28 protein-coding genes and 1 tRNA gene are annotated in these 24,626 nt (G+C 62.4%); 13 read left to right on the top strand and 16 right to left on the bottom strand.

Going from position 1 to position 24,626, the window contains the following annotated elements; all coding sequences use genetic code 11:
- The first annotated feature begins 10 nt into the window (after positions 1 to 10).
- Together DM826_RS09675 and DM826_RS09670 are read left to right on the top strand one after the other, a co-directional pair.
- The gene (locus DM826_RS09675; RefSeq protein WP_120103188.1) at positions 11 to 244 is read left to right on the top strand and encodes a hypothetical protein; all 234 of its coding nucleotides are present in this window, start codon (positions 11 to 13) and stop codon (positions 242 to 244) included.
- A 145-nt stretch (positions 245 to 389) separates the two neighbouring features.
- The gene (locus DM826_RS09670; RefSeq protein ID WP_120103187.1) at positions 390 to 974 is read left to right on the top strand and encodes an LURP-one-related/scramblase family protein; all 585 of its coding nucleotides are present in this window, start codon (positions 390 to 392) and stop codon (positions 972 to 974) included.
- Between the two features lie 6 nt (positions 975 to 980).
- Here the strand turns inward: DM826_RS09670 and DM826_RS09665 are convergent, their stop codons facing one another.
- The 4 genes from DM826_RS09665 to DM826_RS09650 all read right to left on the bottom strand — a co-directional run bounded on the left by DM826_RS09665 (position 981) and on the right by DM826_RS09650 (position 2,717).
- Complete coding sequence (locus DM826_RS09665) at positions 981 to 1,406, bottom strand: type II toxin-antitoxin system VapC family toxin (RefSeq protein ID WP_120103186.1); 426 nt, start codon at positions 1,404 to 1,406, stop codon at positions 981 to 983.
- The gene (locus tag DM826_RS09660; protein WP_120103185.1) at positions 1,403 to 1,672 is read right to left on the bottom strand and encodes an AbrB/MazE/SpoVT family DNA-binding domain-containing protein; all 270 of its coding nucleotides are present in this window, start codon (positions 1,670 to 1,672) and stop codon (positions 1,403 to 1,405) included. Before DM826_RS09660 ends, DM826_RS09665 begins: the two co-directional genes overlap by 4 nt.
- 246 nt (positions 1,673 to 1,918) lie before the next feature.
- Positions 1,919 to 1,992, bottom strand: a tRNA-Ile gene (locus DM826_RS09655).
- Positions 1,993 to 2,099: 107 nt separating this feature from the next.
- Complete coding sequence (locus DM826_RS09650) at positions 2,100 to 2,717, bottom strand: FxsA family protein (protein ID WP_120103184.1); 618 nt, start codon at positions 2,715 to 2,717, stop codon at positions 2,100 to 2,102.
- Positions 2,718 to 2,797: 80 nt separating this feature from the next.
- Here DM826_RS09650 and DM826_RS09645 point away from each other — a divergent pair, with 80 nt between their 5' ends.
- The 7 genes from DM826_RS09645 to DM826_RS09615 all read left to right on the top strand — a co-directional run bounded on the left by DM826_RS09645 (position 2,798) and on the right by DM826_RS09615 (position 10,218).
- On the top strand, positions 2,798 to 4,468 hold the full coding sequence (locus DM826_RS09645; RefSeq protein ID WP_120103183.1) for a DUF255 domain-containing protein: 1,671 nt from the start codon (positions 2,798 to 2,800) through the stop codon (positions 4,466 to 4,468).
- A gap of 144 nt (positions 4,469 to 4,612) precedes the next feature.
- Complete coding sequence (locus DM826_RS09640; RefSeq protein WP_120103795.1) at positions 4,613 to 5,887, top strand: amino acid ABC transporter substrate-binding protein; 1,275 nt, start codon at positions 4,613 to 4,615, stop codon at positions 5,885 to 5,887.
- 5 nt (positions 5,888 to 5,892) lie between these two features.
- On the top strand, positions 5,893 to 6,786 hold the full coding sequence (locus DM826_RS09635) for a branched-chain amino acid ABC transporter permease (RefSeq protein WP_120103182.1): 894 nt from the start codon (positions 5,893 to 5,895) through the stop codon (positions 6,784 to 6,786).
- Positions 6,776 to 7,828 carry a branched-chain amino acid ABC transporter permease gene (locus DM826_RS09630; RefSeq protein ID WP_120103181.1) on the top strand — a complete coding sequence of 351 codons (1,053 nt, stop codon included), beginning with the start codon at positions 6,776 to 6,778 and terminating at the stop codon, positions 7,826 to 7,828. The genes DM826_RS09635 and DM826_RS09630 overlap by 11 nt, the downstream gene beginning before the upstream one ends.
- Entirely contained in the window at positions 7,821 to 8,612 is a 792-nt protein-coding gene (locus tag DM826_RS09625; protein WP_120103180.1) for an ABC transporter ATP-binding protein, read from the top strand. The genes DM826_RS09630 and DM826_RS09625 overlap by 8 nt, the downstream gene beginning before the upstream one ends.
- A 2-nt stretch (positions 8,613 to 8,614) precedes the next feature.
- A complete protein-coding gene (locus DM826_RS09620; RefSeq protein ID WP_120103179.1) occupies positions 8,615 to 9,331 on the top strand; it encodes an ABC transporter ATP-binding protein in 717 nt (238 codons plus the stop codon).
- Between the two features lie 71 nt (positions 9,332 to 9,402).
- Positions 9,403 to 10,218, top strand: coding sequence for a TrmB family transcriptional regulator (locus tag DM826_RS09615; RefSeq protein WP_120103178.1), 816 nt, complete (start codon positions 9,403 to 9,405; stop codon positions 10,216 to 10,218).
- A gap of 6 nt (positions 10,219 to 10,224) precedes the next feature.
- On the opposite strand, the gene mptA is transcribed toward DM826_RS09615, so the two are convergent.
- From mptA to DM826_RS09590, 5 genes are all read right to left on the bottom strand, one after another.
- The gene (gene mptA / locus DM826_RS09610) at positions 10,225 to 11,157 is read right to left on the bottom strand and encodes a GTP cyclohydrolase MptA (protein WP_120103177.1); all 933 of its coding nucleotides are present in this window, start codon (positions 11,155 to 11,157) and stop codon (positions 10,225 to 10,227) included.
- 95 nt (positions 11,158 to 11,252) lie between these two features.
- Positions 11,253 to 12,284: a sodium:calcium antiporter gene (locus DM826_RS09605; protein ID WP_120103176.1), complete on the bottom strand. Its 1,032-nt coding sequence runs from the start codon at positions 12,282 to 12,284 to the stop codon at positions 11,253 to 11,255.
- A gap of 71 nt (positions 12,285 to 12,355) precedes the next feature.
- Positions 12,356 to 13,426: a S1C family serine protease gene (locus DM826_RS09600; protein ID WP_120103175.1), complete on the bottom strand. Its 1,071-nt coding sequence runs from the start codon at positions 13,424 to 13,426 to the stop codon at positions 12,356 to 12,358.
- A gap of 74 nt (positions 13,427 to 13,500) precedes the next feature.
- Positions 13,501 to 13,914 carry a DUF7124 domain-containing protein gene (locus DM826_RS09595; protein ID WP_120103174.1) on the bottom strand — a complete coding sequence of 138 codons (414 nt, stop codon included), beginning with the start codon at positions 13,912 to 13,914 and terminating at the stop codon, positions 13,501 to 13,503.
- Between the two features lie 80 nt (positions 13,915 to 13,994).
- On the bottom strand, positions 13,995 to 15,239 hold the full coding sequence (locus DM826_RS09590) for an NAD(P)/FAD-dependent oxidoreductase (protein ID WP_120103173.1): 1,245 nt from the start codon (positions 15,237 to 15,239) through the stop codon (positions 13,995 to 13,997).
- 227 nt (positions 15,240 to 15,466) lie between these two features.
- On the opposite strand from DM826_RS09590, the gene DM826_RS09585 reads away from it, so the two are divergent.
- The 3 genes from DM826_RS09585 to DM826_RS09575 all read left to right on the top strand — a co-directional run bounded on the left by DM826_RS09585 (position 15,467) and on the right by DM826_RS09575 (position 17,047).
- On the top strand, positions 15,467 to 16,078 hold the full coding sequence (locus DM826_RS09585) for a DUF6149 family protein (RefSeq protein ID WP_120103172.1): 612 nt from the start codon (positions 15,467 to 15,469) through the stop codon (positions 16,076 to 16,078).
- A 54-nt stretch (positions 16,079 to 16,132) separates the two neighbouring features.
- Positions 16,133 to 16,666: a DUF5815 family protein gene (locus DM826_RS09580; protein WP_120103171.1), complete on the top strand. Its 534-nt coding sequence runs from the start codon at positions 16,133 to 16,135 to the stop codon at positions 16,664 to 16,666.
- Positions 16,667 to 16,822: 156 nt separating this feature from the next.
- Positions 16,823 to 17,047, top strand: coding sequence for a hypothetical protein (locus tag DM826_RS09575; RefSeq protein ID WP_120103170.1), 225 nt, complete (start codon positions 16,823 to 16,825; stop codon positions 17,045 to 17,047).
- Positions 17,048 to 17,067: 20 nt separating this feature from the next.
- Here the strand turns inward: DM826_RS09575 and DM826_RS09570 are convergent, their stop codons facing one another.
- Entirely contained in the window at positions 17,068 to 17,223 is a 156-nt protein-coding gene (locus tag DM826_RS09570; RefSeq protein WP_120103169.1) for a rubrerythrin-like domain-containing protein, read from the bottom strand.
- A gap of 227 nt (positions 17,224 to 17,450) precedes the next feature.
- On the opposite strand from DM826_RS09570, the gene DM826_RS13075 reads away from it, so the two are divergent.
- Positions 17,451 to 17,627, top strand: a complete 177-nt coding sequence (locus tag DM826_RS13075) for an HEWD family protein (RefSeq protein ID WP_165853296.1) — start codon at positions 17,451 to 17,453, stop codon at positions 17,625 to 17,627.
- A gap of 46 nt (positions 17,628 to 17,673) precedes the next feature.
- Here DM826_RS13075 and DM826_RS09565 read toward each other — a convergent pair whose 3' ends face one another.
- The 6 genes from DM826_RS09565 to DM826_RS09540 form a co-directional block, all read right to left on the bottom strand.
- Entirely contained in the window at positions 17,674 to 18,348 is a 675-nt protein-coding gene (locus DM826_RS09565) for a phosphoglycolate phosphatase (protein WP_120103168.1), read from the bottom strand.
- A gap of 71 nt (positions 18,349 to 18,419) precedes the next feature.
- Positions 18,420 to 18,716 (bottom strand): HPr family phosphocarrier protein, encoded by a 297-nt coding sequence (locus DM826_RS09560; RefSeq protein ID WP_120103167.1) that lies wholly within the window; start codon positions 18,714 to 18,716, stop codon positions 18,420 to 18,422.
- A gap of 47 nt (positions 18,717 to 18,763) precedes the next feature.
- A complete protein-coding gene (locus DM826_RS09555) occupies positions 18,764 to 21,424 on the bottom strand; it encodes an extracellular solute-binding protein (protein ID WP_165853295.1) in 2,661 nt (886 codons plus the stop codon).
- A 205-nt stretch (positions 21,425 to 21,629) separates the two neighbouring features.
- Positions 21,630 to 22,793, bottom strand: coding sequence for a Cdc6/Cdc18 family protein (locus tag DM826_RS09550; protein WP_120103165.1), 1,164 nt, complete (start codon positions 22,791 to 22,793; stop codon positions 21,630 to 21,632).
- A gap of 199 nt (positions 22,794 to 22,992) precedes the next feature.
- Positions 22,993 to 24,006 (bottom strand): hypothetical protein, encoded by a 1,014-nt coding sequence (locus tag DM826_RS09545; protein WP_233735761.1) that lies wholly within the window; start codon positions 24,004 to 24,006, stop codon positions 22,993 to 22,995.
- A 2-nt stretch (positions 24,007 to 24,008) separates the two neighbouring features.
- A partial coding sequence (locus DM826_RS09540) for an FGGY-family carbohydrate kinase (RefSeq protein ID WP_267899976.1) occupies positions 24,009 to 24,626 on the bottom strand: 618 nt, incomplete at its 5' end.

The following is a 24,626-nucleotide window of genomic DNA, read 5'->3' as shown; positions in this document are numbered from 1 at the left end:
ATGCAAAACCATGAACGATGTTCCGGGGGACGCGCCGGCGCGGTGCCCGGCCTGTGGCCGCCCGTATGCATCCGTGAGCGCTCACAGTGGCAGTTTGATGGTGAATCTCCTCGACAACGAGCGATATCAGCGGGTCTGTTTCGAGCCAACATCACAGGACGGCGATCCGTGCGTGTACTTTTATCACCACACCCACGAGCAGGCGGCACTGTCGGAGGGCACCGAAACGGCGACGACGGGGTGAGCTGGTCGCTACCCACCTTTTCGACAGGAACTCCGTGAGCACGACGCGCTGTGCGTTTTATTTGCTATAAGATAGAGCAACCCAAATCGTCCACCGTGCAGTGGCGGCGAGTGGTTTCAAGTTGCCACAGACGTAGGAGCGACCAATGGCCCTCCAAGACCGCTACGACATCAGTGGCATCGCGCTTGCGGACGACACCTACACCGTCATCCAGGGCGTGTTCCGGAACAAGTACAAAGCCGTCGACGCCGCCGGACAGACGGTTCTGCGCGGCAAACAGGAGCTGTTCAAGCTCAAAGAGAAGTTTCCGTTTGTCGACGGCGACGGCACGGAGGTGTTCACCGTCACCGCCAGCGGCATCATCGACATCGCCGGTGACTACGTCCTTTCGGATGCTGCCACCGACGAGCCGGTTGTGATCCTCGACAACGATTTCTCGCTGCTCCAGGATACGTGGACGATCCGCGATCCCGACACGCGGGAGGCGTTAGCCGAGATCGACTCCCGCGGTGCAGGGGTGACGCTGGCCCGGAATCTGCTCCCGTTCGGTGAGTTGATCCTACACAAATACGAGATCACCGATCCACAGGGCGGTCACGTCGGCTCGATCGACGGCCAGTTCACGCTCCTCAAGGATACCTACGAGGTGACCATCGACGATGCCAGCCGCGTGCCGAAAGAGCCGATCCTCGCGGCGGCGATGGTGATCGACGCGATTCAGGGCAACTGACCACGATCACAGCACGACCGTCTCGATCCCATCGAGATCGTCGATACCGCCAAAATCCGGATCACCGGAATAGAGGGCGTCACACTCATCGTGAATGATCGCGGTGGCGAGGTGGATCGCATCCGCGTACGACAGCTCCCGCTCGCCGGGGTCGTAATACTTCGCCCGGAGCTCGGCGGCGTACTCGGCGATCTCGTCGACCAGCGGCAGACTCTCGATATGCTCGAAATCGTGGATCGCGTTGACGGTTTCGGCGGCGGTTGCGTTGTCTTCGACACGCCGAACACGGTAGGAGACTTCGGCGATGACCGTTGGGGCGATGAGCCCGCCGGTATCGACCGTGTTCGCCCGCTGGATAACGGCTTCCGCCGCCTCGGTTTTCTCACCACTGAAGACGTATTCAAGCCAGACCCACGAATCCAGAAAGATCACGACTCCTCCTCGGTGAGCTGTGACTCCCAGGCCTGTTTCGATTCTCGGCGCAGCTGATCGATGTCGATCTCGTGAGTCGACAGCTGGTCTTGAATCGCACGCAACCGCTCCATCGGCGGCTCCTTCGGTTGGACGCGGAGTGACCCGTCGTCATCGAGGATGAACTCAACTTCCGCCCCTGCTTCAAGGCCGAGTTCATCCCGAATCCGCTTTGGGATCGTCACCTGTCCTTTGCTCGTGAGGGTGGCGCTCTCTGAAACACTCATCTTACTGTATATGTAATCCTTACACACATAAATCTACATTACTCACGGGTGTGGATCAGCCCAATCCTTGTCGGCTCTTGACGACTCCGGCGACGACGAATCGTAGACGGCGGAGACCCGTGTTCGGGAAACAGTTGAACTCATCCACACGAAGCGCACGCAGAGATGTGTGGAACAGTCGATATCGGTGGCTTCAGATCCTTACGCAAACGTCTCTACTCGGCTTATAATCGAGTGGAAAACGAATGGGCCGACACGGATTTGAACCGTGGACCTCCCGGTTATCAGCCGAGCGCTCAACCTGACTGAGCTATCGGCCCCAACGCAACTGCTCGTAGCGGGGGACTCTGTTTAACAGTTTCCTTTCGCCACCGCGGTTCCGTCAGTCGGTTTCGGAGAACACAGTTTGCGTCTCGGTGCGGGTCGACTACGACTCTCGGTTGTTGTCGTCGTTGACCTCAAAGTCGACATCGACGTACTCCTCGTCGTCTGTCGCCGACCCGCTGGCACCCAGTGGATCGTCGCTACCGGTGTCACCTGCGCCGCCGCCCGCTCCGGGGCCGGAGCCACCAACGTCGAACCCGCCGGAGCCGAACGGGTCGCTGTCACCATCGCCGTCCGGAAAGCCGAACGTCCAGACGTTGCCGGTGGCGAACCCGTCGGTCTTGTTGTCGATGTAGGGGACGACCACCCAGCGTTTGAGCGCGATCCGGATCGGGTACCGTGTCGGCGGCAACACGAGCAGAAACCCAATGAGGTCGGTGACCAGTCCCGGCGTGAGCAAAAACGCCCCCGCCGCGATCAACAGCCCGCCGTCGAGCAGTTCGTCGGTCGGTGCCGACCCGGCGGCGGCCTTCTGTTGGAACCGCACCAGCGTGTTGCGGCCCTCCGCGCGAACGAGGATCATGCCGATCAGCCCCGTCAGGACGACTAACGCGACCGTTTGGAGCGGCGTGAGCCACCCTGAGCCGACGATGGCGACGAGGACGAAGGCGTCGACCAGCGGGATCAACAGCAACAGCGCGAGCAGGGAGCGCGTGCGCATACCACCAGTTGCGGGCCATCGGTGATAACGTCTTTCGTCGCGGACGAAGGCCTTAGGCGGCGGCCCACCCGAACACTGGTATGCATGATTCGACGGCGGCCGCGGCAGCCGCGGAGTCTACACGGGTTGAGTGGCGAGCGTGGGGTGCCGACGCGTTTGCCGAGGCGGACGCAACCGAGACCCCGATCCTGCTGTCGTTGTCGGCGACATGGTGTGGGGCCTGCCACGAGATGGACGCCCGCACCTACAGTGAGCCACGGATCGCTGCCAACATCAACGATAGCTTCGTGCCGATTCGGGTCGATGTCGACCGCAATCCACGCGTCCGGGAACGCTACAACATGGGCGGTTTCCCGACAACCGCCTTTCTCACCCCAACCGGCGAGCTCCTGACGGGTGCGACCTATCTCGGGCCCGATGGGATGCGGAGTATCGTCGACCGCATCCGCCAGGTGTGGGACGAGAAAGGCGCCGACGCGGGTCGGGTGCCCCGCGCCGTCGCCGACGAGCCGACACCAGCCGACGACCTCGATACCCGAATTGAGGAACATATTGCCGGCCAACTCACCGAACAGTTCGATCCACACCACGGCGGCTGGGGCACCGACGCCAAGTTTCCGCTCCCCCGAACCATCGAGTTCGCACTCAAACGCGAACCCCAACAGGCTCGCCAGACCCTCGACGCTATCGCCCAACACCTCTATGACACCGTCGATGGCGGTTTCTTCCGGTTTGCCACCGAACGCGACTGGTCGGACGTTCGCCACGAGAAAGTCCTTGAGACGAACGCCGCGCTCGTCCGCGCCTTCGCCAACGGCTATCTGTACACCGGCGAGGACGCCTACCGTGAACCCGCCGGGGCCACAATCGACTATCTCACCGACACACTGTGGACGGGCGTCGCTGTCGGCGGCAGCCAAGGCCCTGGACAGGGCGCAAGCTACTACAGCGCCGACGCCGACGAGCGTGCCGATCAGCCGGGCCCCCGAACCGACCTGACAGTCTTCGCCGGCGGCAACGCACTCGCCGCCGACGCCCTGCTGACCTACGCCGCCTACACCGATGACGACCACGCCCGCGAGTACGCCGAGCGGGTTCTCGATGCCGTCGAATCGGATCTCATCGACACCGACAGCGGCGTCGTCACCCATTATCGCACCGATGATGCGGTCGGCGACACCGACCTGCTTGAGGATGCTGCTCGCGTTGTCACGGCGTGGAGCACCGCCCGACAGGTGCTCGGTGATGACGACTACACCGCGGTCGCAAGGGCTGTCGCCGACAACGCCCTCGAAACACTGGGTGACGGCGCGGCATTCCGGGATGGCCCCGCCAGTGGCCACGGGCTCTGTGACCGCCCGCTGCGACCCATCGACACGGGCATGGAGTTCGCCGAGGGGTTGTTGGATCTCGCGGCGATCACCGGCGAGGATCGCTACCGCGAGGCCGCCACCGACGCCGTCGAGGCCTTCGCCGGCGCGTGGGATCGGATCGGCGTGCAGGTTGCTCACTACGGTAGTGTCGCCGCCCGCCTCACCGGCGGCGATCTCGTTGTCGACGTTGGCGATCCAGCCGGTTCGGATCTCCACCGTGCGGCGCTCCGGATCGCCGACCACGAAGCGGTGGTTGTCCCTGACGCTGCGGACGTGGAGCCCGGAACCGCACGTGTCCGCGGCAGCGACATGACGGCGTCGACCCCCGAGGAACTGATGACACAGGTCAGCGAATCAATTGAGCCGCCGGCAACATAGCCGCTGGCTCATGTCACCACACCGAAAACACCGAGCCGTATAGCGATATATAACTTACATAGATAATCATTACTTTTATCCGGAGACCTTCATGATTCTCCCTTATGGGATGTGTCTCGCTACGGCACTCCTATGGAAGAACCTATGACTGACAATCACAACCGACGCACGTTTCTGAAGGTTGCGGGAGGGACAGGCGCACTGGGGCTCACTGGACTGGCCGGCTGTGCCGGCAACAGTTCTAACGGCGATGGTGGTGGCGACAGCGGCGGCAGCGGCGACACCATCACTCTCGGCGGCTCGATGAGCCTCACGGGCGACAACGCCGACCTCGGTCGGCTGTATAAGGACGCCTATCAGGAGACGATCGATCGGATCAACGAAAGCGGTGGCGTTGAGGCCGGCGACGGCAACACCTACGAACTTGAGATGGTGCTTCGGGACGACAGCACCGATGCCTCCACGTCGCGGAGCATCTATCAGGAGTTGATCGACCGCGAGGGGATCGACTACCTGCTGGGACCGTACTCCAGTTCGGTGACGCTGCCGGCGAGTGCGGTGGCCGCCGAAAACGAGAAGCCGATGGTCGAGGGTGGCGGTGCGAGCCCCGAGATTTTCAGTCAGGGCAACGAGTGGATCTTCGGGCTGTTGCCGACGGCAAACAAGTACGCCAAGAGCTACATCGATATGGCGCTCGCCCAGAGCCCGACACCGGAGTCGATCGCGATCCTCGCCGAGGACGGCACCTTCAGCCAGTCGACCGCGGAGGGTGCGCGCAACAAGATCGAGCAGACCGATCTGGAGCTCGTCGTCGACCAGACGTTCCCCTCGGGAACCTCAGATCTCTCGACGAACCTCGGTCGTGTCCGCGATCAGGGTGCCGATGTGTTGCTGCTGTGTGCCCACCAAAAACACAACATCATCCTTGCCAACCAGATGGAGTCCCAAGGCGTCAACGTTGACGCCGCGATGGGGACGGTCGGCAGCCTCAACGACTCGTTCAAAGGCGAGGTCGGACCCAACGGCGACTACATCTACGGGCCGACCTCTTGGGACATTAACGCCGACTTCGAGGATCCGGTCTACGGCGGCACGCAGGACTTCGTGGCGGCCATCGAGGACAACTACGATTACACGCCGGACTACCACAGCGCGGCCGGTGAGGCGGTCATCATGACGTTTGTCAACGCCTTCCAGTCGGTCGACGAACTCACCCCGACCGCCGTCCGCAACGCGATCCGGGATAGTGACCCATTCTCGACGGTGTATGGCGACGTGAGCTTCGACGACAGCGGCGTCATCGCCAAGAACATGCTGATCCGGCAATGGCAGCCTGAGCCGGGCCTCCAGACGGTCTATCCGTCCTCGGTCGCACAGTCCGATCCCCTCTACCCAATGCCGGACTGGAGCGAGCGATAAGACAGATGGCCATCGCGCAGTTCGTGGTCAACGGCCTGCTCGTCGGCGCGCTGTTTGCGGCCGTAGCTGTCGGCTTCGCGCTCATCTGGGGCGTTGTCGACATCATCAATCTCGCACACGGCGAGATGGTGATGCTCGGCGGCTACACCGCCTACTGGCTGTTGAGTATCGCCACCGGCACCGCCGAGGGGTCGGTGCTGCTGTTTTTGGCGACGATCCCGGTTGTCGTCGGCGTCCTGTTTATCGTCGGCTACGCGCTGCAGCGAACGCTGGTGTCGCGTGTCATCGGCACCGACATCTTCCTGACGCTGTTGGTCACCTTCGGGATCAGTATCGCGATCCAACAACTGGCGATTCAGGCGTGGACGGCCAACCCCCGATCGATCCAGGTCGCTTTCGCCGATCCGTCGATGGTCGTCGGCGGACTCGTCGTCCCGAAGATGAAGCTGGTCGCCTTCGCTGGCGCGATCGTCCTAACGGGGATCCTGTATCTGTTCTTGCAGCGAACCAGAACCGGACGGGCGATCCGTGCGGTCTCACAGAATCCCGAGGCTGCCGCGCTTGTCGGGATCGATGTCGAGCACACGCGTGCGGTGACGTTCGGTATCTCCTCGGCAGTTGCCGGCGGCGCCGGGGCGTTCATCGCGACGATCCTCAACATTCAGCCGCAGATGGGACTGATCTACACGCTGAAGAGCTTCGTCATCGTCGTCTTCGGCGGTGTCGGCTCGATCCCTGGCGCGCTCACCGGCGGGCTGTTGCTCGGTGTCGTCGAAGAGTTGACCGCCGGGTTGGTCTCTTCGCAGTGGACGCTCGCGGTGAGCTTCACGCTGCTGATCGTCCTGCTTGTGGTCAAACCAAAGGGACTGTTCGGCACGGGGGCTGACAATGAGCACTGATCCTGATACCAGTGGCCTGCTGCGGTCGATCCTGCCGCCCAAGCGACTTGATCGGCTGTTCGATCTCTGCGGGGCCCACGGCTGGAAGCTTATCGGTGCCGGCGCGGTTGTCGGCGCGTTGCCGCCGGTGTTTGGGCTGCGCGAGGGCTATATGATGACCGTCCTCTCGGAGATGTTCCTGTTTGCGATCCTCGCGCTGTCGTGGGATATCGTCGGTGGACAAACCGGCTACCCCAGCTTCGGGAATATGGCCTTCTTCGGGATCGGTGGCTATGCGACGGCGATCCTGGTCAAGGATGCCGCCGTCTCGTTCCCGATCGCGATGGTCGGCGCCGTTGTGGCCGTTCTCGTTTTTGCGGCGATCAACGGGCTCATCGTGCTGCGACTGCGCGGCCACTACTTTGCGATCGCCACCCTCGGGATTCTGCTGGCGATCCAGCAGGTCACCCGCAATCTTGATATCACCGGCGGTGCCAGCGGGAAGATCCTCTTCGACGTGCCGCCGGGGATCGTGTTCTACTACTTCTTCCTCGCCGTCCTCGTGGTGGAGATGGCGGTCGTCTACTATCTCACCCAGACGCGGTTTGGCTTCATCCTCAATGCGATCCGCGACGATGAGGGGAAGGCAACCGCGATGGGGTTCAACACGACCTACTACAAGACGGCGGCGTGGATGCTGGCCGCGCTGTTCACCGGCCTTGCCGGTGGTGCCTACGGGCTGTTCAACACGTTCCTTGATCCACAGACCGCCTACAACGGCGCGTGGAATGTCGAGTTGATCGCGATGGCGTTGATGGGTGGCACCGGCACCGTTGCCGGCCCGGTCATCGGGGCCTTCGGGCTGCATACGATCATCGAGTACGTCGAATCCAGCTTTGTCGGCTGGCAACTCGTCTTGCTCGGTGTCGCGATCATCGTGACCGTGATCCGCTTCCCGAAAGGGGTCGTTGGCACCCTCCGAGCGTATGCGAATGAGATGGACTACTACGAACGCGGCGGGATGGCCGCCACTGACGACGAGGAGGTGACGACCGATGAGTAACACACCTGAGACCGACGATCACGCGGCGACAGCTACCGCTGACGACACTGTCCTCCGAACTGAGGGGATCACCAAGCGGTTCGGCGGCCTCACCGCTGTCAACGAGGTCGATGTTGAGGTACACGAAGGCGAGATCGTCGGACTCATCGGCCCCAACGGGGCCGGAAAATCGACGCTGTTCAACTGCATCACCGGCACGCTCACCGCCGATGAGGGCCGGGTCACCCTGCAGGGCGAGGATGTCACCGACTGGCCGGAGTACAAGATCGCTCGGGCCGGCCTCGGCCGGATGTTCCAGGAGACCCGGATCTTCGGCGGGATGAGCGTCCGGAAGAACCTGCTGTTGGCCGCCCAAGAGGGCGGTGCCGACATCGGAGGGCTGCTCCGGCGGCCGGACGATTCGCTGATGGAGCGAACGAACGAACTGCTTGAGTACGTCGATCTCGGCGGGCTCGCTGACACCCGTGCCGGTCGGTTGAGCTTCGGCCAACAGAAACTCATCGAGTTCGCCATGGAGTTGATGGCTGAACCCGATCTGTTGTTGATGGACGAGCCAGCCGGCGGGATCAACCCGACGATGCTGGAGAATCTGATCGACTACATCCGAACCGCCAACGACGAGGAGGAGGCGACGATCTTCCTCATCGAGCACAACATGGATTTCGTCATGGAGATCGCCGATCGGATCTACGTGTTGGCTCACGGCGAGCGGATCGCCACCGGCACACCAGACGAGATCCAAAATAACCAACACGTCATCGACGCCTATCTTGGGAGGGAATAAGCATGGCCGAACCCATCCTCGAAATGGAACATGTCGTTGCCGGCTACGGCAACACGACTGTCCTCCACGATGTCAACATCGAGATCGAGGACGGCCAGATCGCCTGTCTCATCGGTCCCAACGGGTCTGGGAAGTCGACGCTGATGAAGAGCATCTATGGCTTCGCCGACGTAATGGATGGGACGATCACGCTCCGTGATCGAGAGATCACCGGGCGATCCCCCCAGGAGAATCTCGCCAACGGGATGAGCTACGTCCTCCAGGACGCCAGCGTCTTCCCCGGGATGAGTGTCCACGAAAACATGCTCATGGGTGGCTACGTTTTCGAGGACGACGACCGCGCGCTCGCCCGCGCCGAGGAGCTCTACGATGAGTTCCCGATCCTCGGCGACATCCGCGACCAGCAGGCGGGGACGCTGTCGGGTGGGCAGCGACGACTTCTCGAACTCGCCCGGGCGTTGATGGTCGACCCCGAGGTCATGCTGCTGGATGAGCCATCGATCGGGCTCGAACCGAAGTTCATCGACGATGTCTTCGAGCGGATCGAACAGCTCAACGAGTTGGGCACAACGATCCTGCTGGTCGAACAGAACGCCCAAAAGGGGCTGTCGGTCGCTGATCGTGGCTTTGTGTTGGCCAGTGGTGAGATCAAATACACCGGCTCCGGCGAGGAACTGCTCAACGATGAGGAGGTCGGCCGACTCTACCTCGGCGGCTGACCTTCCATCTGCTCCGCACGACCCAAATAAACCGCCGGTGCGTTTTTATCACCACGCAACGACACCGATGTATGGCGAGTCTCCGCGATCTCGGGCTGTCGGAGTATGAAGCCCGAGCGTATCGTGCGCTGCTCCGCAGTGGCCCGACAACCGCAAAGGAGTTGTCACGCACAAGCGAGGTGCCGATGGGCCGGATCTACGACGTGCTCAACGGGCTTGAGCAACACCGACTCGTTCGGAGTCAGGCCGCCAGCCGGCCAAAAAAGTACGTTGCCGTCGAGCCCGATGTCGGGTTAGACCGCTTACTGGAGGCCAAACAGCGGGAACTTGACGAACAGGCCGAGCAGTACGCCGAAACCGTCGAGACGCTGACGAACGATCTGGAGGCGACTGCCCCGGTCAACGGCCAGTTTTGGACGGCTGCGGTCGGCCCCGAGGAGACACTGGAGCTGCTCGTCGAGCGGATCGATGCCGCTGACGACTCGTTACACATTGTCGGCGGCACACCGGCAGCCGGCCTTGACCTTCGAAACGCAAGTGGCCGCATCGTCGATGGCTTGGAAGCTGCCTTAGCGCGCGGTGTCGACGTGAAACTACTGGTGACCCCGGCGGTTGTCGCCAACCTTCCCGACGACACGATCGAGACATACGACGCACGATTGAGTGACCACGACAACTACGCGGTTCGCACCCACGACACAATCGAGGGGACGTTTACGCTGATCGACGGCGTTGAGGTCTGCTTGGAGGTGCCGAACCCGCTGGATCCACAGCAGGCGTTTGCGATGATCGACCTCAAGGATCGGAGCTTCGCGGCCGACGTCCGCGAGGTCTTCCAGCCGCGGTGGGAGCATGCTGATCCGCTCCAACTGCCAAAACAGCACTGAGAAGTCTTAGGCGGTACCGTTCAGTTCGGCGCGGAGTTGCCCGATTGTGACCTCGCGTTCGGCGTGGGCGTTGTGTTGGTGGATCGATTCATCGTTCGACTGCCGGATGTAGACGACAGCGTCGTCAGAGAGCTGGTCGAACTGCTCGACGGCGCCTTCAGCGAGGGAGCGAACGCAGTCCTCGACGAACTTGGCGTCAGAGTGGGCGGCAAAGGTCATATGATCCTCGTCTGGCCGTTTCGCCATGTTGTAGATCCGCGCGCTCATCGCATCGCGGGCGATGTCGATGATGTCGCCAAGGTCGACGTCGGGGCTGCCCTCGCTGGTGATCGTCAGCGTCGCGTGACCGCGCTGTGAGTGGCCGGGCTGAGGGACGGTATCGAGGAACTCATCGATGACCTCGCGTTCGACGTCGAGCTCTTGGAGCTTCTCGCGGGCGCGTGATTCGGACATCCCCTGTGAGCAGGGACAGACGGTCATCCCCGTAACCTCTGCGCCGATCTCCTCGTGTGTGCCGTCGTCGGTGGCGGTCGCACTGGCGATGATCGTCGCGGTGTTTTGGGTCGGCTTGCCGCTGGCCGGCGTTTCCTCTTTGGTCACGAGGTCGGCGGTCATCTCGACGGTCGCCGTTGAGGTGTAGTCGTGTTTCGACAGCAGGCGTTCGGCGGCCTCCCCACAGACATCCTCGACCCGGTAGGCCTCAGCCTCGGTCGTCTCCTCTAAGATCTCGTCGATTACCTCCATGTTGCGGCTCATATCGATCCCTTTGCGACCGCCGGGGAGATCGACAAAGACCTCGAACTCGGCCATGAGGACGATCGGCCGTTTGTCCTCGCGTGCAAGTTTGACCAGTTTTTCGACACCCGTTACGCCAACCTGACTGAGCCCGACGGCCACATCCGGCTGGGTGGCCTGGACATCGGGCAGCTGGTGACTCATCAACCCTGATAGGCGTGTCGCCTGATTAGGACTTTCGGTGCCCTGAGTGGGTCGGACACAACCGTCAGCGACGACCACCGTGTGCCGCCCACCACCTACGTCGCCGCAACGAGGTTGATGACGCCGATGGTTTCGGCGATCACCCACACGACGAAGAGCCCATAGGCGACAAGCAGCGCGTACGCCTCCGGCGTTGTCAACGAGAGATCGGTGCGGAGGAATCCGAACAACAGCACGGTCGCCAGCGTGAGTACGCCAAACATCGGGACGGCGACGGCGAAGTTGATCGAGACGGTGCCGATGAGCAAGACGCCGATCGGGATCGCCACGAGCAGATCAAACGTGTTTGAGCCCAAGACGTTGCCAAGGCTGGTCAGCCCTCTGCCCTCGCGGGCGGCCCGCACGCTGACCAGCGTATCCGGTAGGCTCGTCACCGCGGCGATGATCGTCACGCCGGCGAGAAACTCCGGGATACCGAAGGTATGCGTAAGGATCTCAACAGCACTCACAAGCTGTTCGACGCCGACAAGAATCAACAGCAACCCACCGGCCAGCGTCGCCCACTGCCGACCGATCGCATCGCTGAGCTCGACGTCGCCGGTGTACTCGCTGACATCCTGCCACTGAATGAAGAGATACAGCCCATACAGCAACAGCGGCAGCATCGCCAGCGGGCGGGTGATCTGCCCGACAAGCGGCGGTGTCTCGGGGGCCGGAATGTAGATCACGCCAAGTGCAAAGGTGATCACCAACGCTGAGACGGCGATCATGTAGAATTGGGCCTCCTTGTAGACGAGTTCGCGGTTTGTTTCGAGGTTTCCGGTCGCCGCCAGCCCGGCCAACGCGGGGATCACAAGAATGTTGAAGATGGCCGACCCGACGATCCCGCCGACGCCCATATCGAACACGCCAGCGAGTGCGGTGAAGACGACACTGGAGAGCTCCGGAAAGCTTGAGCCGACGGCGACGACGATCGACCCCTGGACGACCGGCGGCAGCCCATAGTGTGCCGACAGCTGTTCGGCGGATGATTCCAGCCAGCCGCTGCCGACCCAGATGACCGCGGTTGTGACGACGATCATCCCGACGGCGACGGCCGGCGACGCGGGCAACAGGCCACCGAGCATTACCCTCGGCTTCCGTGTCGGGGGTGTTAATACTGTTTACTCAGCGGGTGCGCCGCGTGCTGGGTGGCTCCCTACACCCCAGTCGGGCGTGTTCCAAGTTCGATCTGCACGGTTTGTTCACGGCCATCCCGCAACACCGTCACATCGACCGTCTCACCGGGGTTGGTCTCCAAGGCGAGATAGCTCCCTAACGCCTCGCTCGTTTCGATTGTGGTGTCGTCGACCGCGCGGATCACGTCGCCGCCGACGGGGACACGCTCGCCGTCGACGATCGAGATCTCGCTGCTTGGTTGCAGTCGACCGTCGCTTGGGCCGCCGGGCGCGACGCCAACGACGAGTAGCCCACGAGAGGCTGGCAGATCGTTGACCCGGGCGACCGTTGGCGTCACGTCCTCGAAGGAGACGCCCATGTAGGCGTGCTCGTAGTCGCCGGTGGTGAGCAACTCGGGGATGACACGCTGGGTGAGCGCGGCCGAGATGCCGAAGCCGATGTTGTCGCCGCCACCGGAGTTGATGACGGCGACGACATCGCCGTCGAGATCGACCAGCGGGCCGCCGCTGTTGCCCGGATTGACCGGGGCGTCGGTTTGGATCGCATCCGGGATCTCGAAGCCGGCCGGAGAGGGAATTGAGCGGTTGACGCCGCTGATAATCCCGTTTGTCATCGTCCCGTTGAGGTTGTATGGGTTGCCGATCGCCAGCACCCGTTGGCCCACCTCGGGGTCATCGTCGGCAAACGACAGCGGGCTTGCTGCCTCGGGCACATCGTCGACAGCGAGAACCGCAAGATCGCTGTGGGGGTCGCTGCCGACGACTCTGGCGGTGCTCCACCGGCCTTCAGTAAATCTAAGCCTCGCCGACTGTGCGGTGCCGACGACGTGGGCGTTGGTGACGATGTGCTGGTCGTCGTACATGAACCCGGTTCCTTGGCCGTCGGTCTCAACGAGAACAACCGAGTCGATCGTCGCCTCATAGATTTCAGTGTAGTCATCGGGCTGTGCGTCCGGTTGTGTCTCGCTGTCGCCGCCCGTAGCCGGCTCTGGTGCCGACGTTGACAGCGGTGAGCCACAGCCAGCGAGCCCGGCGAGTGTTGCGGCTCCGCCTGTGAGAATGATCTCTCTCCGCGTTGGCTGAGAACTCATACTGGATTGAAATCGGCTGGTGGTATGTGAATATTTTCTGGTCGTGCCGATCGGCTGCCCGTTGCTGTCGACCGTTAGGGCCAGTCGTCTCTCGTCTCGCCCTCGAAGTGATCCTCGTCAGCCGACTCCGCGGCGAGTTCCCACCCGGCGGCCTCGGCGGCCTCCTCTAAGGGCAGGTACTCCCAGCCAGCCTCCTCGGCGATGGCTGCGTCGTCTTCGTCTGTCCCGACGAAGACGTGCCGAGGGGTGTCGAACTGCTCGGCGACGTTTTCAAGACTTTCACCGACACCGCGGGGCCCCGAAAAGAAGTCCTGTCGCACCCGGTGTTTCCGGGTAAAATTTGTCACGACGTAGGTCGGCTTCTCGCTGACGACGCCGACATATTCTGTCCACTGTCGGGCGTCAGTCACTACAACCCCTGGATCCGCCAGCGATTGCAGGGCCGCAAGCTCGAATGCGAGGGTCATCTCGCCGCTGCCTCCGTCCATACCTGCGGTAACCTACGGGTGCCGAAAACCGCTTCGCTTCACCGGCTGTCGGTGCCGGACGTGACTCGCCGACGTGGTCGCTACTGCTGTTGTTCCTGTACCGGTGCGATGTCGTCGGCCTCGAACTCCTCGTTGAGCAGCGTTTCCGTCTGGTCGCCGACCGGGATCTCCTCGCGCATGAGTTCCTTGTAGCCGCTCTGGGGGGCAAGATCGCCGATTAGCACGCCGCCGACGACCTTGCCATCCTTGATGGCGACGCGCCGCCACTCGTTGTCGCCGTAGGATCGTGAGACGTACTCGTCGCCGATCGTCGGGTGGCCAAACGAGAGGAAGGGGAAATCGAAGTGTGTGATCGAATATGAGGAGACCCAGCGAAACGCATCGCTTTCGGGGGTGATCATATTTTTCGCGGCGATGGTGCCCTGCTCTTTGGCCGACCCCCACGAGCCATTCTGTGCGTACTCGCCGAGAATTGTATCATAGTACCGCGTCAGATCGCCGGCGGCGAACACGTCGTCGAGACTGGTGCGCATATACTCGTCGACGACGACGCCGTCGTCCTGTTCGATATCGAGATCTTGGAGCAGTTCGACGTTGAAGTTGAGGCCGATAGCGATGCCGACGAAATCCGACTCGAACCGCTCGCCGTTGGGGTCGATCGTCGCCTCAACGTGGCCCTCGTCGTCGGTCTCGAAGTGATCGACGCCGCTCTGGAAGACGGGGGTAACGCCGCGTTCCCGCATCGCGTCGTGCATGATCTCCGCGCCCTCCTCGGTGAGTGCATACCGCCACCAACAGTCACCGCGCATGAGATAGTTGGCTTCGACCTCCTGTTCGCCACAGATCGCCGCAAGGTCGACACCGAGCAGCCCCGCACCGACGATGGTCGCCGAGTCGGCGTCCTCGATATGCTCACGGATGTTCCGGGCGTCTTGGAACGTCCAGAAGTGATGAATCCCGTCGGCGTCGCTGTTGTCGACCGGGAGCTGGGTTGGGGTGCCGCCGGTGGCGACCAGCAGCTTGTCATAGCCGATCGTCTCGCCCTCGTGGGTCGAGACGGTGTGGCCGTCGGGATCGATGTTGGTGACGACGGTGTTGAGCCGGAGGTCGATATCGCGGTCGACATACCAGCTCTCGTCGTGGATCGAAATGGGGGCCTCGGGGAGTTTGCCCTTGGCGTACTCCTTGATGAGGATCCGGTTGTAGAGGGCCTCGCCCTCTTCGGTGATGACGGTGATCTCGGCGTCCGGGGCCTCTTCCCGGAGTGTCTCCGCGGCGGAGCTGCCCGCGATCCCGTCACCGATAACGACGTACGATGCTGTCATATCCCCGCGTTCGTGATCCGGGGTAAAGGAGGTTGCTATCGACGCGGAACCGTTGACAACCGTCCATACCGGGGAGCTGCGACCGGACAAATACGTGTTTCTCGTCGCTCCTGTGGGCGGGTTTCCGCCCGATTTCATCCCGCCGCCGGTGCCCCCGATTGTCGACGCTGACGATGTAACCGCCGTGCCGTGGCCTTCAAGCCTGTCCATCCCCAACAGTGGCTACGATGAAAATCCGCCAAAACCTCCGTCACTGGGCCGCAAAAAACGCCCTGACCGCACCGGTGATCGGCGACATCGCCAACGACAAGCTCGTCGATATGCACACGGACATCTTCCTCGGGAAAGCCGACGAAGCGGCCCGCGAGGCCCGCCGCGACCACCTCGATGGCTTCTTTGATGCGACGATGGACACCTACGTCGCCGCGCTCGAAGCCGGGCTCTCGGAGGCCAAAGCGCGTGAGATCACCCACATTCAGGCCAACTTCGATTTCTTCAACCACGGCTGGACGGAGATGATGGAGATCCCTGCCGAGGAGTTCGAACAGCACTTCCGCCGCTACGAGGAGTTTTTCAAACGCTACGGGATCAGCGTTGACGACCCACTCGGCGAGTTCCGGCCGGCCGGTGGGATTCCTGACGCCCCCGAAACGCCAGAGAAACGCGATCAGCCGGCCTACGAGAACGCCATCGCCGGCTTCGCCGACGACGTATACGTCGAGGACGGTGACGGTGAACTCCACGTTGGCCATGGCACCGCTGAGCCTGCCGACGCCGATCCGAGCAACGCCCCCGGACTGAGCGATGCTGTCGACGACGCCGAGCGCGCCGACAGCTAAGCGCGATCGATTCGATAACACGGGATTTAATCACTCCTCACCCGAACACCATCCATGGCTACCCCACGCGTCCCGGGCGACCGCGGCGAGCAGCTCGACCTCCCCTGCGGTGAGTCAGTTGCCGTCACCGATCTCGATCTCGGGATGCGCGAGTACGACTGTGACTGTGGCGCAACCCATGCTGTGGTGATGGACGTTCATCCGCCGGATCGGTTCCTCCCGGAGTTTCTGGTCGCGGTACTCCAGGAGGCGATCGAAACCACCAGCGAGGAGATGCCGGAGTTTGGAACCCCACACCTGCTTGGGATTGTCCTTGAGGAGTTTCCCGAACAGGTCGTCTCCTACGACGCCACCGAGGAGCCGGATGTCGGCTTCGCGCTGCTGTGGATCACCGACTTTGACTCCCGAACGCTGCATGAACGCATCGTCGAACTCGTCATCGAGTTGATGGAGCATGCGGTCAGCCACGCCGACGACACCAGCGCGCTCACCGAGTTTGAGGCGAAGATGCACGAGTTTGACGTGGCCGAGTTTGTCGAGCAGTACCGCGAGGAACGAAACCTCGAAGAGGAGACGTTCACCCCGTAGTCGCTCGCTCGACGGTCACACGCCGCCTATTGGTTTCTTTATTGTTACGAACTTATTTCGTCGAAACAGCTAGCTTGGCGCTCTTATCGGCCATCCAGCCGGATGTCTGACAGTCGTCACACACAGATTGAAACCGATCGCACCGTAAGTGTGTGTATGCAGACCACACCGAGCGATTTCGACCGTGTTGAAGGTGTGCTTGCGGCCGCCGATGAGCCGTTGACGGCGCGTGAGATTCTTGCGGCGCTTGAAGCTGATGACGGTGAGACAACGTTTGAGAGCCCACACCAGCTGGCGACGGTGCTCGGCCGCCGGGCGAAAACCGGTGAGGTCACGGTGATCGCTCAACAGCCCTACCGGTATACGATCAGCGAGGACTGACCGCTGGCTCCGCAAACGGGTCAGTTTCGTGGGACAGCGATGTTTCTGACGGTTGCCCCACAGGTTGGACACCGTCGGCTGCCGTCCGTTTCTTCGAGCCGCGTGCCGCAGTCTGTGCATTCAAATCGGCTCCCGGTATCTGCTGCCGAGTGGAGCGTGGGGAAGTGGAGTGCCATACAGATACAATGATGATTGTGTATATAACACTCACGGCGGGTTTGTGGGGATGAATAGCCATACTTTAGGGTATATTAATTCTATTTTGTCTTATTTTAGCCCAATAAATTTGAATGTGTAATTTCTTATTTGAGCATTTACACCGATAGCCGGCTGGAGGATCGCTGTCGACGTGGCTGTCGCCGACTGAGAAAGCGTTAACTCGGTGGACGACTCCCCGTTAGGTATGTCGATTAGTCTCCGCCACCCCACGGAGCGCGTCTGTGAACGGTGTGGGCGGACAGAACAGTGGGATGCTGACACCGAATCGTGGCAGGTCGCCACCGACAGCGTCGGGAGCATCTACTGCATCCACGAATGGGACATCAACGGCTCGTTTGTCCCGTTTGCGGAGTCAGAGTAATCACGCGCTGCCGCCACCCTGTGTGCCGCAGTCGGACGCGACCAGCCTACGCCTCTGCTTGAAGTGACTCAAGGACGCCAAGCGTTCCGTCGAAGTATTCGCCGTCGATCACCGTCTCGGCGGCCGCTTTCGCGCGCTTGTCGGCGTTGCCAACCGCATAGGAGTCGCCGGCGGCCCCAAACAGCGAGACATCATTTTCGCTGTCGCCGATCGCCACGAACGACCCGGCGTCCAGCCCGAGTATATCGGCAACAGCAGCCAAGCCATCGCCTTTCTCAACACCTGGCGTCTTCAGATGATAGGCGTAGCCGGTATCGATGACCTCCAGCCCAAACTCCTCGGCGACTGCTCGGAGCAACTCCTCGTCGGCGTCGATGTGGGCGGCGAGTTCGCTCTCCCGCCACCGGTTTGTTGTATCAGCGGCATCCCAGCCAAGGTCGCCGCCGCGGTCTCGAAACGCTTCGATCGCTTGTTCGGCGCGGTCGCGGTCGCCCTGAAACGAGACCTGCCCGTCGGCACACACAACGCCGCCGTTTTCGGCGACGACCTGTTCCGGAATCCCCAAAAAGTGGCAGAGCGCAACCGGGTAGGGAAATGATTTGCCGGTTGCCACTACGATCGGTGCCTCCCACGCCGGCAACACCTCAAAGACCCGTGGGTCGATCTGGTCGCTGCGAGTCGTCAGTGTGCCGTCGATATCGAGTGCCAGCGGCGGTACCATACCGCCTCTCGGCGACCCGGATAAAAAACCGCTCCGCCGCCCCCGTTTCACCTGCGTGGGCTCACATTCGCTCACGCGGTGGCATCGCCGGCAAAATCGGATTCACCCGCTGGCGTCGTGATAACGTTTTCCAGCGCGTCGAGTGCGGGTTCGGCCTCCGGCCCTTCGGCGTGCAGCGTTACGTCGTCGCCGCGGCGGACGCCAAGCCCGGTGACACCGAGAATACTGTCGGCGGCGACGGGTGGTCGGGTGTCAGCGGCTGCTTCGACCGTAATCTCGGCGTCGAAGTTGCCTGCGGCTTCGACGAACGTGGTTGCCGGTCGTGCGTGCAGTCCATCCTCCGGGACAACCGTTACTGTTCGTTCCATACGTTTCCTGCGGCTGCCTGTGGCTTAGTAGTGGGTGGTCGCCGCCGTTATCGACCTTGCTCGGCGGCGTAGTTTGCAAGCTGTTGTTCGACCGTATTGCTGAGGGTGGCGAGCTCTTCTTCGGTGTCGCCGTTCTTGATATCCTCGTAGGCCTCGGCGACAAGCGTCCGCACCGTATCGAACGGCCCGATCCGCGCGCCGTTGGTCGCTGGCGTGTCGGGGCTGCCGAGCAGCTCTTGGATCCCGACCTCGTGGCCCGGATTCTCGCGGAACCAGCCGTCGTTGCGCAGCTTCTCGACGCCCTGCTCGTGTACCGGCAGGTACCCGGTCTCTTGGTGCCAGCGTGCCTGCTGTTCCGGCGCGGTCATCCACGCGAGGAACTCGCCGGCGGCCTCCTGTTGGTCGCGAGTTGCATCCTCGGAGACCCACAGCGACGCGCCGCCGACGATGAGCCCGACGCGCTCGCCGGCCGCGGGCATTCCGCTGACATTCGTCTCGAACTCCGCGCCCTCGATGATCGAGCCACACGACGAGGAGGAACCAACCAACATCGCCGCGGTGCCATCATGGAAGGCCTCTTTGGCCTTTCCGCGGGCCTCGATTCCGGGGTTATGATAGAGCCCACGCTCGTCGAGGCCTGTCCACCAGTCGTAGAGCTCGACGCCGGCCTCGCTGTCGTAGAAGGCTGTATCAGGCGTCCCCGCGCGGCCGTTCTGTTTGTTGACGATCTCCTGGCCCGCGCTGGCAAACCACTGCTCGACGAACCAGCCGTAGTTGGCGAAGGTGATCCCGGTGTCGGTGACGCCGGCATCGACCAGTTTCTCGGCGGCCGCGGTGACCTCCGCGAAGGTTTCGGGTGGGTTGTTCGGGTCGAGTCCGGCGGCCTCGAAGGCATCCTGATTGATCGCCAAGATCGGTACCGAGGAGTTGAACGGCATCGAGTACAGTGTGCCGTCGGTGCGGTAGTAGCTCAAGACCGGATCGAGGTAGTTACGAAGCTGTGTTCGGCTTGGCAACACGTTTTCGACCGGCTCGAAGGCACCGCTGTCGACGGCTTTTGCGGTGCCGATCTCGTAGATCTGTGACAGTGTCGGCGTGTCGCCGCGCTCGGCGGCGTTCAGCGTCGACTCCAGGTTGCCACGGTAGCTGCCCTTGTTGGTCGCCTCGATCCGGATCCCGTCGGCCTGTTCCTCGAACTCCCGGATCAGGTTCTCCAACAGCAGCCCCTTGTCGCCGCCCATCGCGTGCCAGAACTCGAAGACGGTCACGTCGCTGTCGGCGGCCAGCTGTGAGCTCACGCCGCCGAACTCGTAGTTGGTTGTGAGCTGGTTGAGCGAACTACTGCGTTCATCCAGCGTCGTCGCCGCGGTTGACACCTCAGCTAAGGCTGTCGTCTGCTGTTGGGCGGCTGAGGCGGCGTTTTCGGTTCGACTGGCCGTATCGTCGGCGATCGCACTCACGTCGTCGACCATCGCCGCCGCCTCCTGCAGTGAGTTGGCCTGCTGGTCGGTCGCCTCGCTGATCTCCTGGACGCCGACGTTTGTCTCCTCGACATCGTCGGCGATCTGTTGGAAGTTTTCGACCGCGCCTTCGATCGTATCGACACCCGAATCGATCCGCTCGCGGGTTTCATGCATCTCCTCGACGGTGGTATCGGCCTGCTCGCGGATCGTACTCACCGAGCTTTCGATGTCGCCGGCGGCCTCCTCGGCGTCCTCGGCGAGACTTTTGACCTCGTCGGCGACGACGGCGAACCCTTCGCCGGCCTCGCCCGCGCGGGCGGCCTCGATCGAGGCGTTGAGCGCGAGGATGTTCGTCTGGCTGGCGACATCGCCGATGAATTCCGCGATCTCTTCGATCTCGTCGATCCGGCTGTCGAGCTCTTGGGTGGCCTCCAACATCCGGGTCGTTCGGGTGTCGATATCGTCGAGTTCGGCCAGCGCGTCCGTTGCCAGCTCCCGGCCCTTCTCGCCGCGTTCGGCGGCCTGTTCGGACGCTTCGGCGACCTCACTGGCCGAGGAGGCAACCTCCTGGGTAGCTGCTGACAGCGATCGGATCTCATCGGAGAGCTCCTCCAGTTGGGTGTTCTGCTTGCTGGCGTCGTCTGCGATCGCGTTGACCTCACCGCTCATATCCTTGCTGGCGGATTTGACCTCCTCGACCCGCCCGGTGACGCGATTTGTCGCGCCGGTCACCTGATCGCTGAAGTCATCGACCGTCTGTACCGTTTCGCTGAACTCATTGACCAACTCGTTGAACATCTCGGCGGTTTCGGTCGCCTCCGCCGGTGCGTCGTCCGGATCGACCCGGACGGTCAGATCCCCATCAGCACCCTCGGCCATCGCGTCGGTCAGCTGTTCGCAAAATGCCTTCCACTCGTCGACTGACTCGCTGTCGTCGCCTTGATTCGGCACAACCTCGCCGCCGTCGGTGGTCACGCCCGGCGGCTGTCCCTCGATTGTGACGCCGGTCTCGGTGGTCGATGCCGCCGTTGTGGCTGTCGCTGTGTCCTCGGCAGCCGTTGGCTCCGTCTCAGCGGTCGAGCCCGATTGTTCGTCGGTCGTCGCGTTCTCGTCGGCTGTCTCATCGTGTTCAGATCGCCAAAACGCCGGAATAAAACTGAACAGGCCGGCAGTCGCGAGGCCGGCTGTCGGGTCGCGCGCGAGCCACGCGAGCCCGAGTGCGGCCGCACAGAGGCCGATACGCACCCCGTTTCCGGCTCGTATGCCGGTGTCGACCCTCTGACCCCGACGAGACGTGATCCACCGTAGACTCATACTTACGACCATTACAGTATGGGCCACATAAATGTGTGTATCGGATTATTATGTCCAATCGCCCGACTCATCTCGACCGATGTGCCACCCGCACCGACTGCGACAGTCGTCTCGGCGTGTCGCCTGCGGGCCGGGATTAGACTGTCTCGGTCAACTGCTCGAAGACGAGCGTCGGGAACCGCGGCTCTAAGCGCGACGGCGGGCGGCCGGTCTCGGAGGGCTGTTCGGCTTTCACTCGACGGATGATCCCAGCCTCCGCAAGCTCATACAGCACGCGTTCGATCGTCGCCCGCGAAAGATCAAGTCCGTCGCTGCTGATCGCTTCGGCGGCTGCCTTCACCGAGCTGCGTGCGGCCTCCGGCAGCCCGATCAACCGCCCGACGATGCGTTGCCGACTCGTCGGCAGCGACATGACTCGGCCGAGTGCGACACACGGCTGGGGCACCGCCGCCATCCCGGTCGCCAACGCCTCGTCGTCGATCCGGGTGTCGGTATCCGCACCAGCGGTCACCGCCGCGCCGAACAACGCCGCAAGCGCGTCGTGGGCATCGCCGTTGGCCCATGTCGCCACCTCGGTGAGCAGCTCGGTCGTCGTCGCCGCTCGCAGTTGAGCGTCGGTGACTCGGCTGGTCAACACTTCGATCAGCGTGTGTTGGGTGTAGGGCTCGACGTGGATTCGCTTGATCGTCGATCGGTCGCTGATCGCGGTAGCCCCCGGCTTCTCGCGGCCGATCGCCAGACAGCTCACCGACGATCGAAACGGCGCGAACTGCTCGAAGACTGTCTCACAGTCGAGTGTCTCGGGGTCGCCGACGTGATCGACGGCGACGACAACCTGTCGATCTCGCTGTGTCAGTTGGGTCGCAAGGCGGTCACGCATCGCCGCGCTGCCGACCCCCTGTTTTGGCACCGTTTCCGCGGAGAGTGCCGCAACGACCGTGTGTAAGAGCGCGAACGTCGATTGGGCCCGTCGGCTGTCAACATACAGGAATCGGAGTTCGGTTGTCGGGGCCGCTCGCGTCGAGGTGTACATCTGTGTCGACCGCTCGCCGTGCTGGCGGCTACATTCGGCAAACAGCGCGCGGACGATCGCGGATTTGCCCGCGCCTTTCGGCCCCCAGATGTAGCTGTCGGCCGGCCGATCGGCCTCGAAGATGGGGCTGAGGATGTCCAGTAGCTGCTCGATGACGGCGCCCCGGCCGACCGGCTCGCTGGGATGGCCCAGCGGGCTGATCGCGTCGTACTCCGGGTCGGCGTCGTCGGCACGCTGTCGACGGGCGATTCGGTCGTGTAGTTCCATGGTGTGCTCCCGGCGTGGTCAGTGCTCGGTGTGGTTCGTGGTCAGTACTACAGTGTGGATGATCCGTGCGTTGGAATGAGTGAAAAAGCGAAAACCGCATCACCAAACAGCCGTCGTCGAGCGACGGGTGTCAGCGACTCCGGCTCACCAACGGGGTGAGCAAGGAGTGGTTGGCGGAGGTTGCTTCAGACGTATCTCGTTAGTAGAGTACGCCGAGGAGCGAGTTCGGGTAGTTCCAGAACGCCGTCCCGAACACACCTGCGATGGCGAGTACCGTCGCTAGCAACCCTGAAGCTGCGATACCGAACGCCGGCGGGTCAACGTGCGTCTCACCGTGCATGTAGAAGACACGGTTACAGATCTCGCCCATGAGGGCACCGAAGAGACCGAAGAGGCCGCCGAATATAAGCACGAGCGTCGGGCTCCCGGAAGCAACACCACCTGATGCACCGATTGCACCAACGGCACCCGGCAGGGTGATGTGGTGTGTGACCGGAATGTTATCGACGCCGCACTGCAGGAAGACAAGGCTGGCCGCACTGATACCGAAGCCGATCAGCCCGCTGCCAGTTGCTTGGTATGCGAACGCTCCAAGAAGCCCGCCGATGATGCCAATGAAGGCAACACCGCTCCATTTGTACTGCCACGGCAGCCAGATGCCAGGGGCTTCATCCTCATCTCGCTCCCACGGACCGACATCGAACATTCCGTCACCAGTAATCTCACCGATGACGCTGTAACCGAATGCAATACGGTGAATAAGTGCAGAGAGGAACACCGTTAGTGCAATGTTGTCTGTCGGGAAGCCGATCCCGTTGAGGATCTGCTGTGAGGCAAGTCCCAGAATGCCGAAGATACCACCGACGAGTAGTACGTCGGTCTTCTGGGTACCGGCAGCCCATAGGATGTTCTTACCGTCATCAATGTAGCCCTGCTTGGCTGCGTATGCGGCTGCGGCCGCACCAGCGGCGAAGCTGATGTGTGGGCCGAAGACAGGACCGAAACCAAGCACACCGGTAAATCCGGAGGCAGTCAGTGCAGTACCTTCACCAGCACCATCGAGACCGAGGGATGCTGTTGCCTGTCCAGCGATCACCATGAAGCCGGTGAAAATGAATGCTGGGAGCGCGCCGATTGCAGCACCGAAGGCACCGCCAGCGAATGAGGCGATTAGCCACGTCGGATCAGTCAGCATTCCAAGTGAGAATGCCATCGTTAGTCACCTCCCTCGTCTCGGGCCCAGTCTTCAGACCGTTCGACGGCGTCCTTCCAGCGTCCGTAGTTGACCTCGATGTCTGCGTCGGGGTCTTGTGGGAAGCGTCGGTCGACCTGCCAGTTGTCGCGGAGTTCGTCAACCGTGTCCCAGTAGCCGACGGCGAGGCCGGCGGCGTAGGCGGCACCGAGAGCGGTCGTCTCGTCGACGACCGGGCGGACGATCTCCGTGCCGATGATGTTGGCCTGTAGCTGACAGAGGAAGTTGTTCTTGACTGCACCGCCGTCGACACGCAGACTCGACAGGTCGATGTCCGCATCCGACACCATCGCTTCGGCGACGTCTTTGGTCTGGTAGGCGATGGATTCGAGCGTGGCGCGAACGATGTGTTCGCGTCGGGTACCACGGGTCATGCCGACGATCGTCCCGCGTGCGCGCTGATCCCAGTGGGGGGCACCGAGACCAGTGAACGCAGGAACGACATAGACGCCATCCGTTGAATCAACGCTGCGTGCGAGTTCTTCGGACTCGGCAGCGTCCTCGATGAGCGTCATGTCTTCGAGCCACTCGATCGCGGCACCGGTAATGAAGATCGAGCCTTCGAGGGCGTACTGCACGTC

This window comes from Halonotius aquaticus (assembly GCF_003605575.1).
Taxonomy (GTDB): Archaea; Halobacteriota; Halobacteria; order Halobacteriales; family Haloferacaceae; genus Halonotius; species Halonotius aquaticus.
The sequence above is the reverse complement of the archived record's forward strand: the minus strand, read 5'-3'. Positions and strand labels throughout refer to the sequence as shown.

Excerpts from the sequence above, each read along its gene's own strand:
- DM826_RS09675 (WP_120103188.1), top strand. The coding sequence starts at position 11 with ATGAACGATGTTCCGGGGGACGCGCCGGCGCGGTGCCCGGCCTGTGGC.
- DM826_RS09670 (WP_120103187.1), top strand. The coding sequence starts at position 390 with ATGGCCCTCCAAGACCGCTACGACATCAGTGGCATCGCGCTTGCGGAC.
- DM826_RS09660 (WP_120103185.1), bottom strand. The coding sequence starts at position 1,672 with ATGAGTGTTTCAGAGAGCGCCACCCTCACGAGCAAAGGACAGGTGACG.
- DM826_RS09650 (WP_120103184.1), bottom strand. The coding sequence starts at position 2,717 with ATGCGCACGCGCTCCCTGCTCGCGCTGTTGCTGTTGATCCCGCTGGTC.
- DM826_RS09645 (WP_120103183.1), top strand. The coding sequence starts at position 2,798 with ATGCATGATTCGACGGCGGCCGCGGCAGCCGCGGAGTCTACACGGGTT.
- DM826_RS09640 (WP_120103795.1), top strand. The coding sequence starts at position 4,613 with ATGACTGACAATCACAACCGACGCACGTTTCTGAAGGTTGCGGGAGGG.
- DM826_RS09635 (WP_120103182.1), top strand. The coding sequence starts at position 5,893 with ATGGCCATCGCGCAGTTCGTGGTCAACGGCCTGCTCGTCGGCGCGCTG.
- DM826_RS09630 (WP_120103181.1), top strand. The coding sequence starts at position 6,776 with ATGAGCACTGATCCTGATACCAGTGGCCTGCTGCGGTCGATCCTGCCG.
- DM826_RS09625 (WP_120103180.1), top strand. The coding sequence starts at position 7,821 with ATGAGTAACACACCTGAGACCGACGATCACGCGGCGACAGCTACCGCT.
- DM826_RS09620 (WP_120103179.1), top strand. The coding sequence starts at position 8,615 with ATGGCCGAACCCATCCTCGAAATGGAACATGTCGTTGCCGGCTACGGC.
- DM826_RS09615 (WP_120103178.1), top strand. The coding sequence starts at position 9,403 with ATGGCGAGTCTCCGCGATCTCGGGCTGTCGGAGTATGAAGCCCGAGCG.
- mptA (WP_120103177.1), bottom strand. The coding sequence starts at position 11,157 with ATGAGTCACCAGCTGCCCGATGTCCAGGCCACCCAGCCGGATGTGGCC.
- DM826_RS09605 (WP_120103176.1), bottom strand. The coding sequence starts at position 12,284 with ATGCTCGGTGGCCTGTTGCCCGCGTCGCCGGCCGTCGCCGTCGGGATG.
- DM826_RS09600 (WP_120103175.1), bottom strand. The coding sequence starts at position 13,426 with ATGAGTTCTCAGCCAACGCGGAGAGAGATCATTCTCACAGGCGGAGCC.
- DM826_RS09595 (WP_120103174.1), bottom strand. The coding sequence starts at position 13,914 with ATGGACGGAGGCAGCGGCGAGATGACCCTCGCATTCGAGCTTGCGGCC.
- DM826_RS09590 (WP_120103173.1), bottom strand. The coding sequence starts at position 15,239 with ATGACAGCATCGTACGTCGTTATCGGTGACGGGATCGCGGGCAGCTCC.
- DM826_RS09585 (WP_120103172.1), top strand. The coding sequence starts at position 15,467 with ATGAAAATCCGCCAAAACCTCCGTCACTGGGCCGCAAAAAACGCCCTG.
- DM826_RS09580 (WP_120103171.1), top strand. The coding sequence starts at position 16,133 with ATGGCTACCCCACGCGTCCCGGGCGACCGCGGCGAGCAGCTCGACCTC.
- DM826_RS09575 (WP_120103170.1), top strand. The coding sequence starts at position 16,823 with ATGCAGACCACACCGAGCGATTTCGACCGTGTTGAAGGTGTGCTTGCG.
- DM826_RS09570 (WP_120103169.1), bottom strand. The coding sequence starts at position 17,223 with ATGGCACTCCACTTCCCCACGCTCCACTCGGCAGCAGATACCGGGAGC.
- DM826_RS13075 (WP_165853296.1), top strand. The coding sequence starts at position 17,451 with ATGTCGATTAGTCTCCGCCACCCCACGGAGCGCGTCTGTGAACGGTGT.
- DM826_RS09565 (WP_120103168.1), bottom strand. The coding sequence starts at position 18,348 with ATGGTACCGCCGCTGGCACTCGATATCGACGGCACACTGACGACTCGC.
- DM826_RS09560 (WP_120103167.1), bottom strand. The coding sequence starts at position 18,716 with ATGGAACGAACAGTAACGGTTGTCCCGGAGGATGGACTGCACGCACGA.
- DM826_RS09550 (WP_120103165.1), bottom strand. The coding sequence starts at position 22,793 with ATGGAACTACACGACCGAATCGCCCGTCGACAGCGTGCCGACGACGCC.
- DM826_RS09545 (WP_233735761.1), bottom strand. The coding sequence starts at position 24,006 with ATGGCATTCTCACTTGGAATGCTGACTGATCCGACGTGGCTAATCGCC.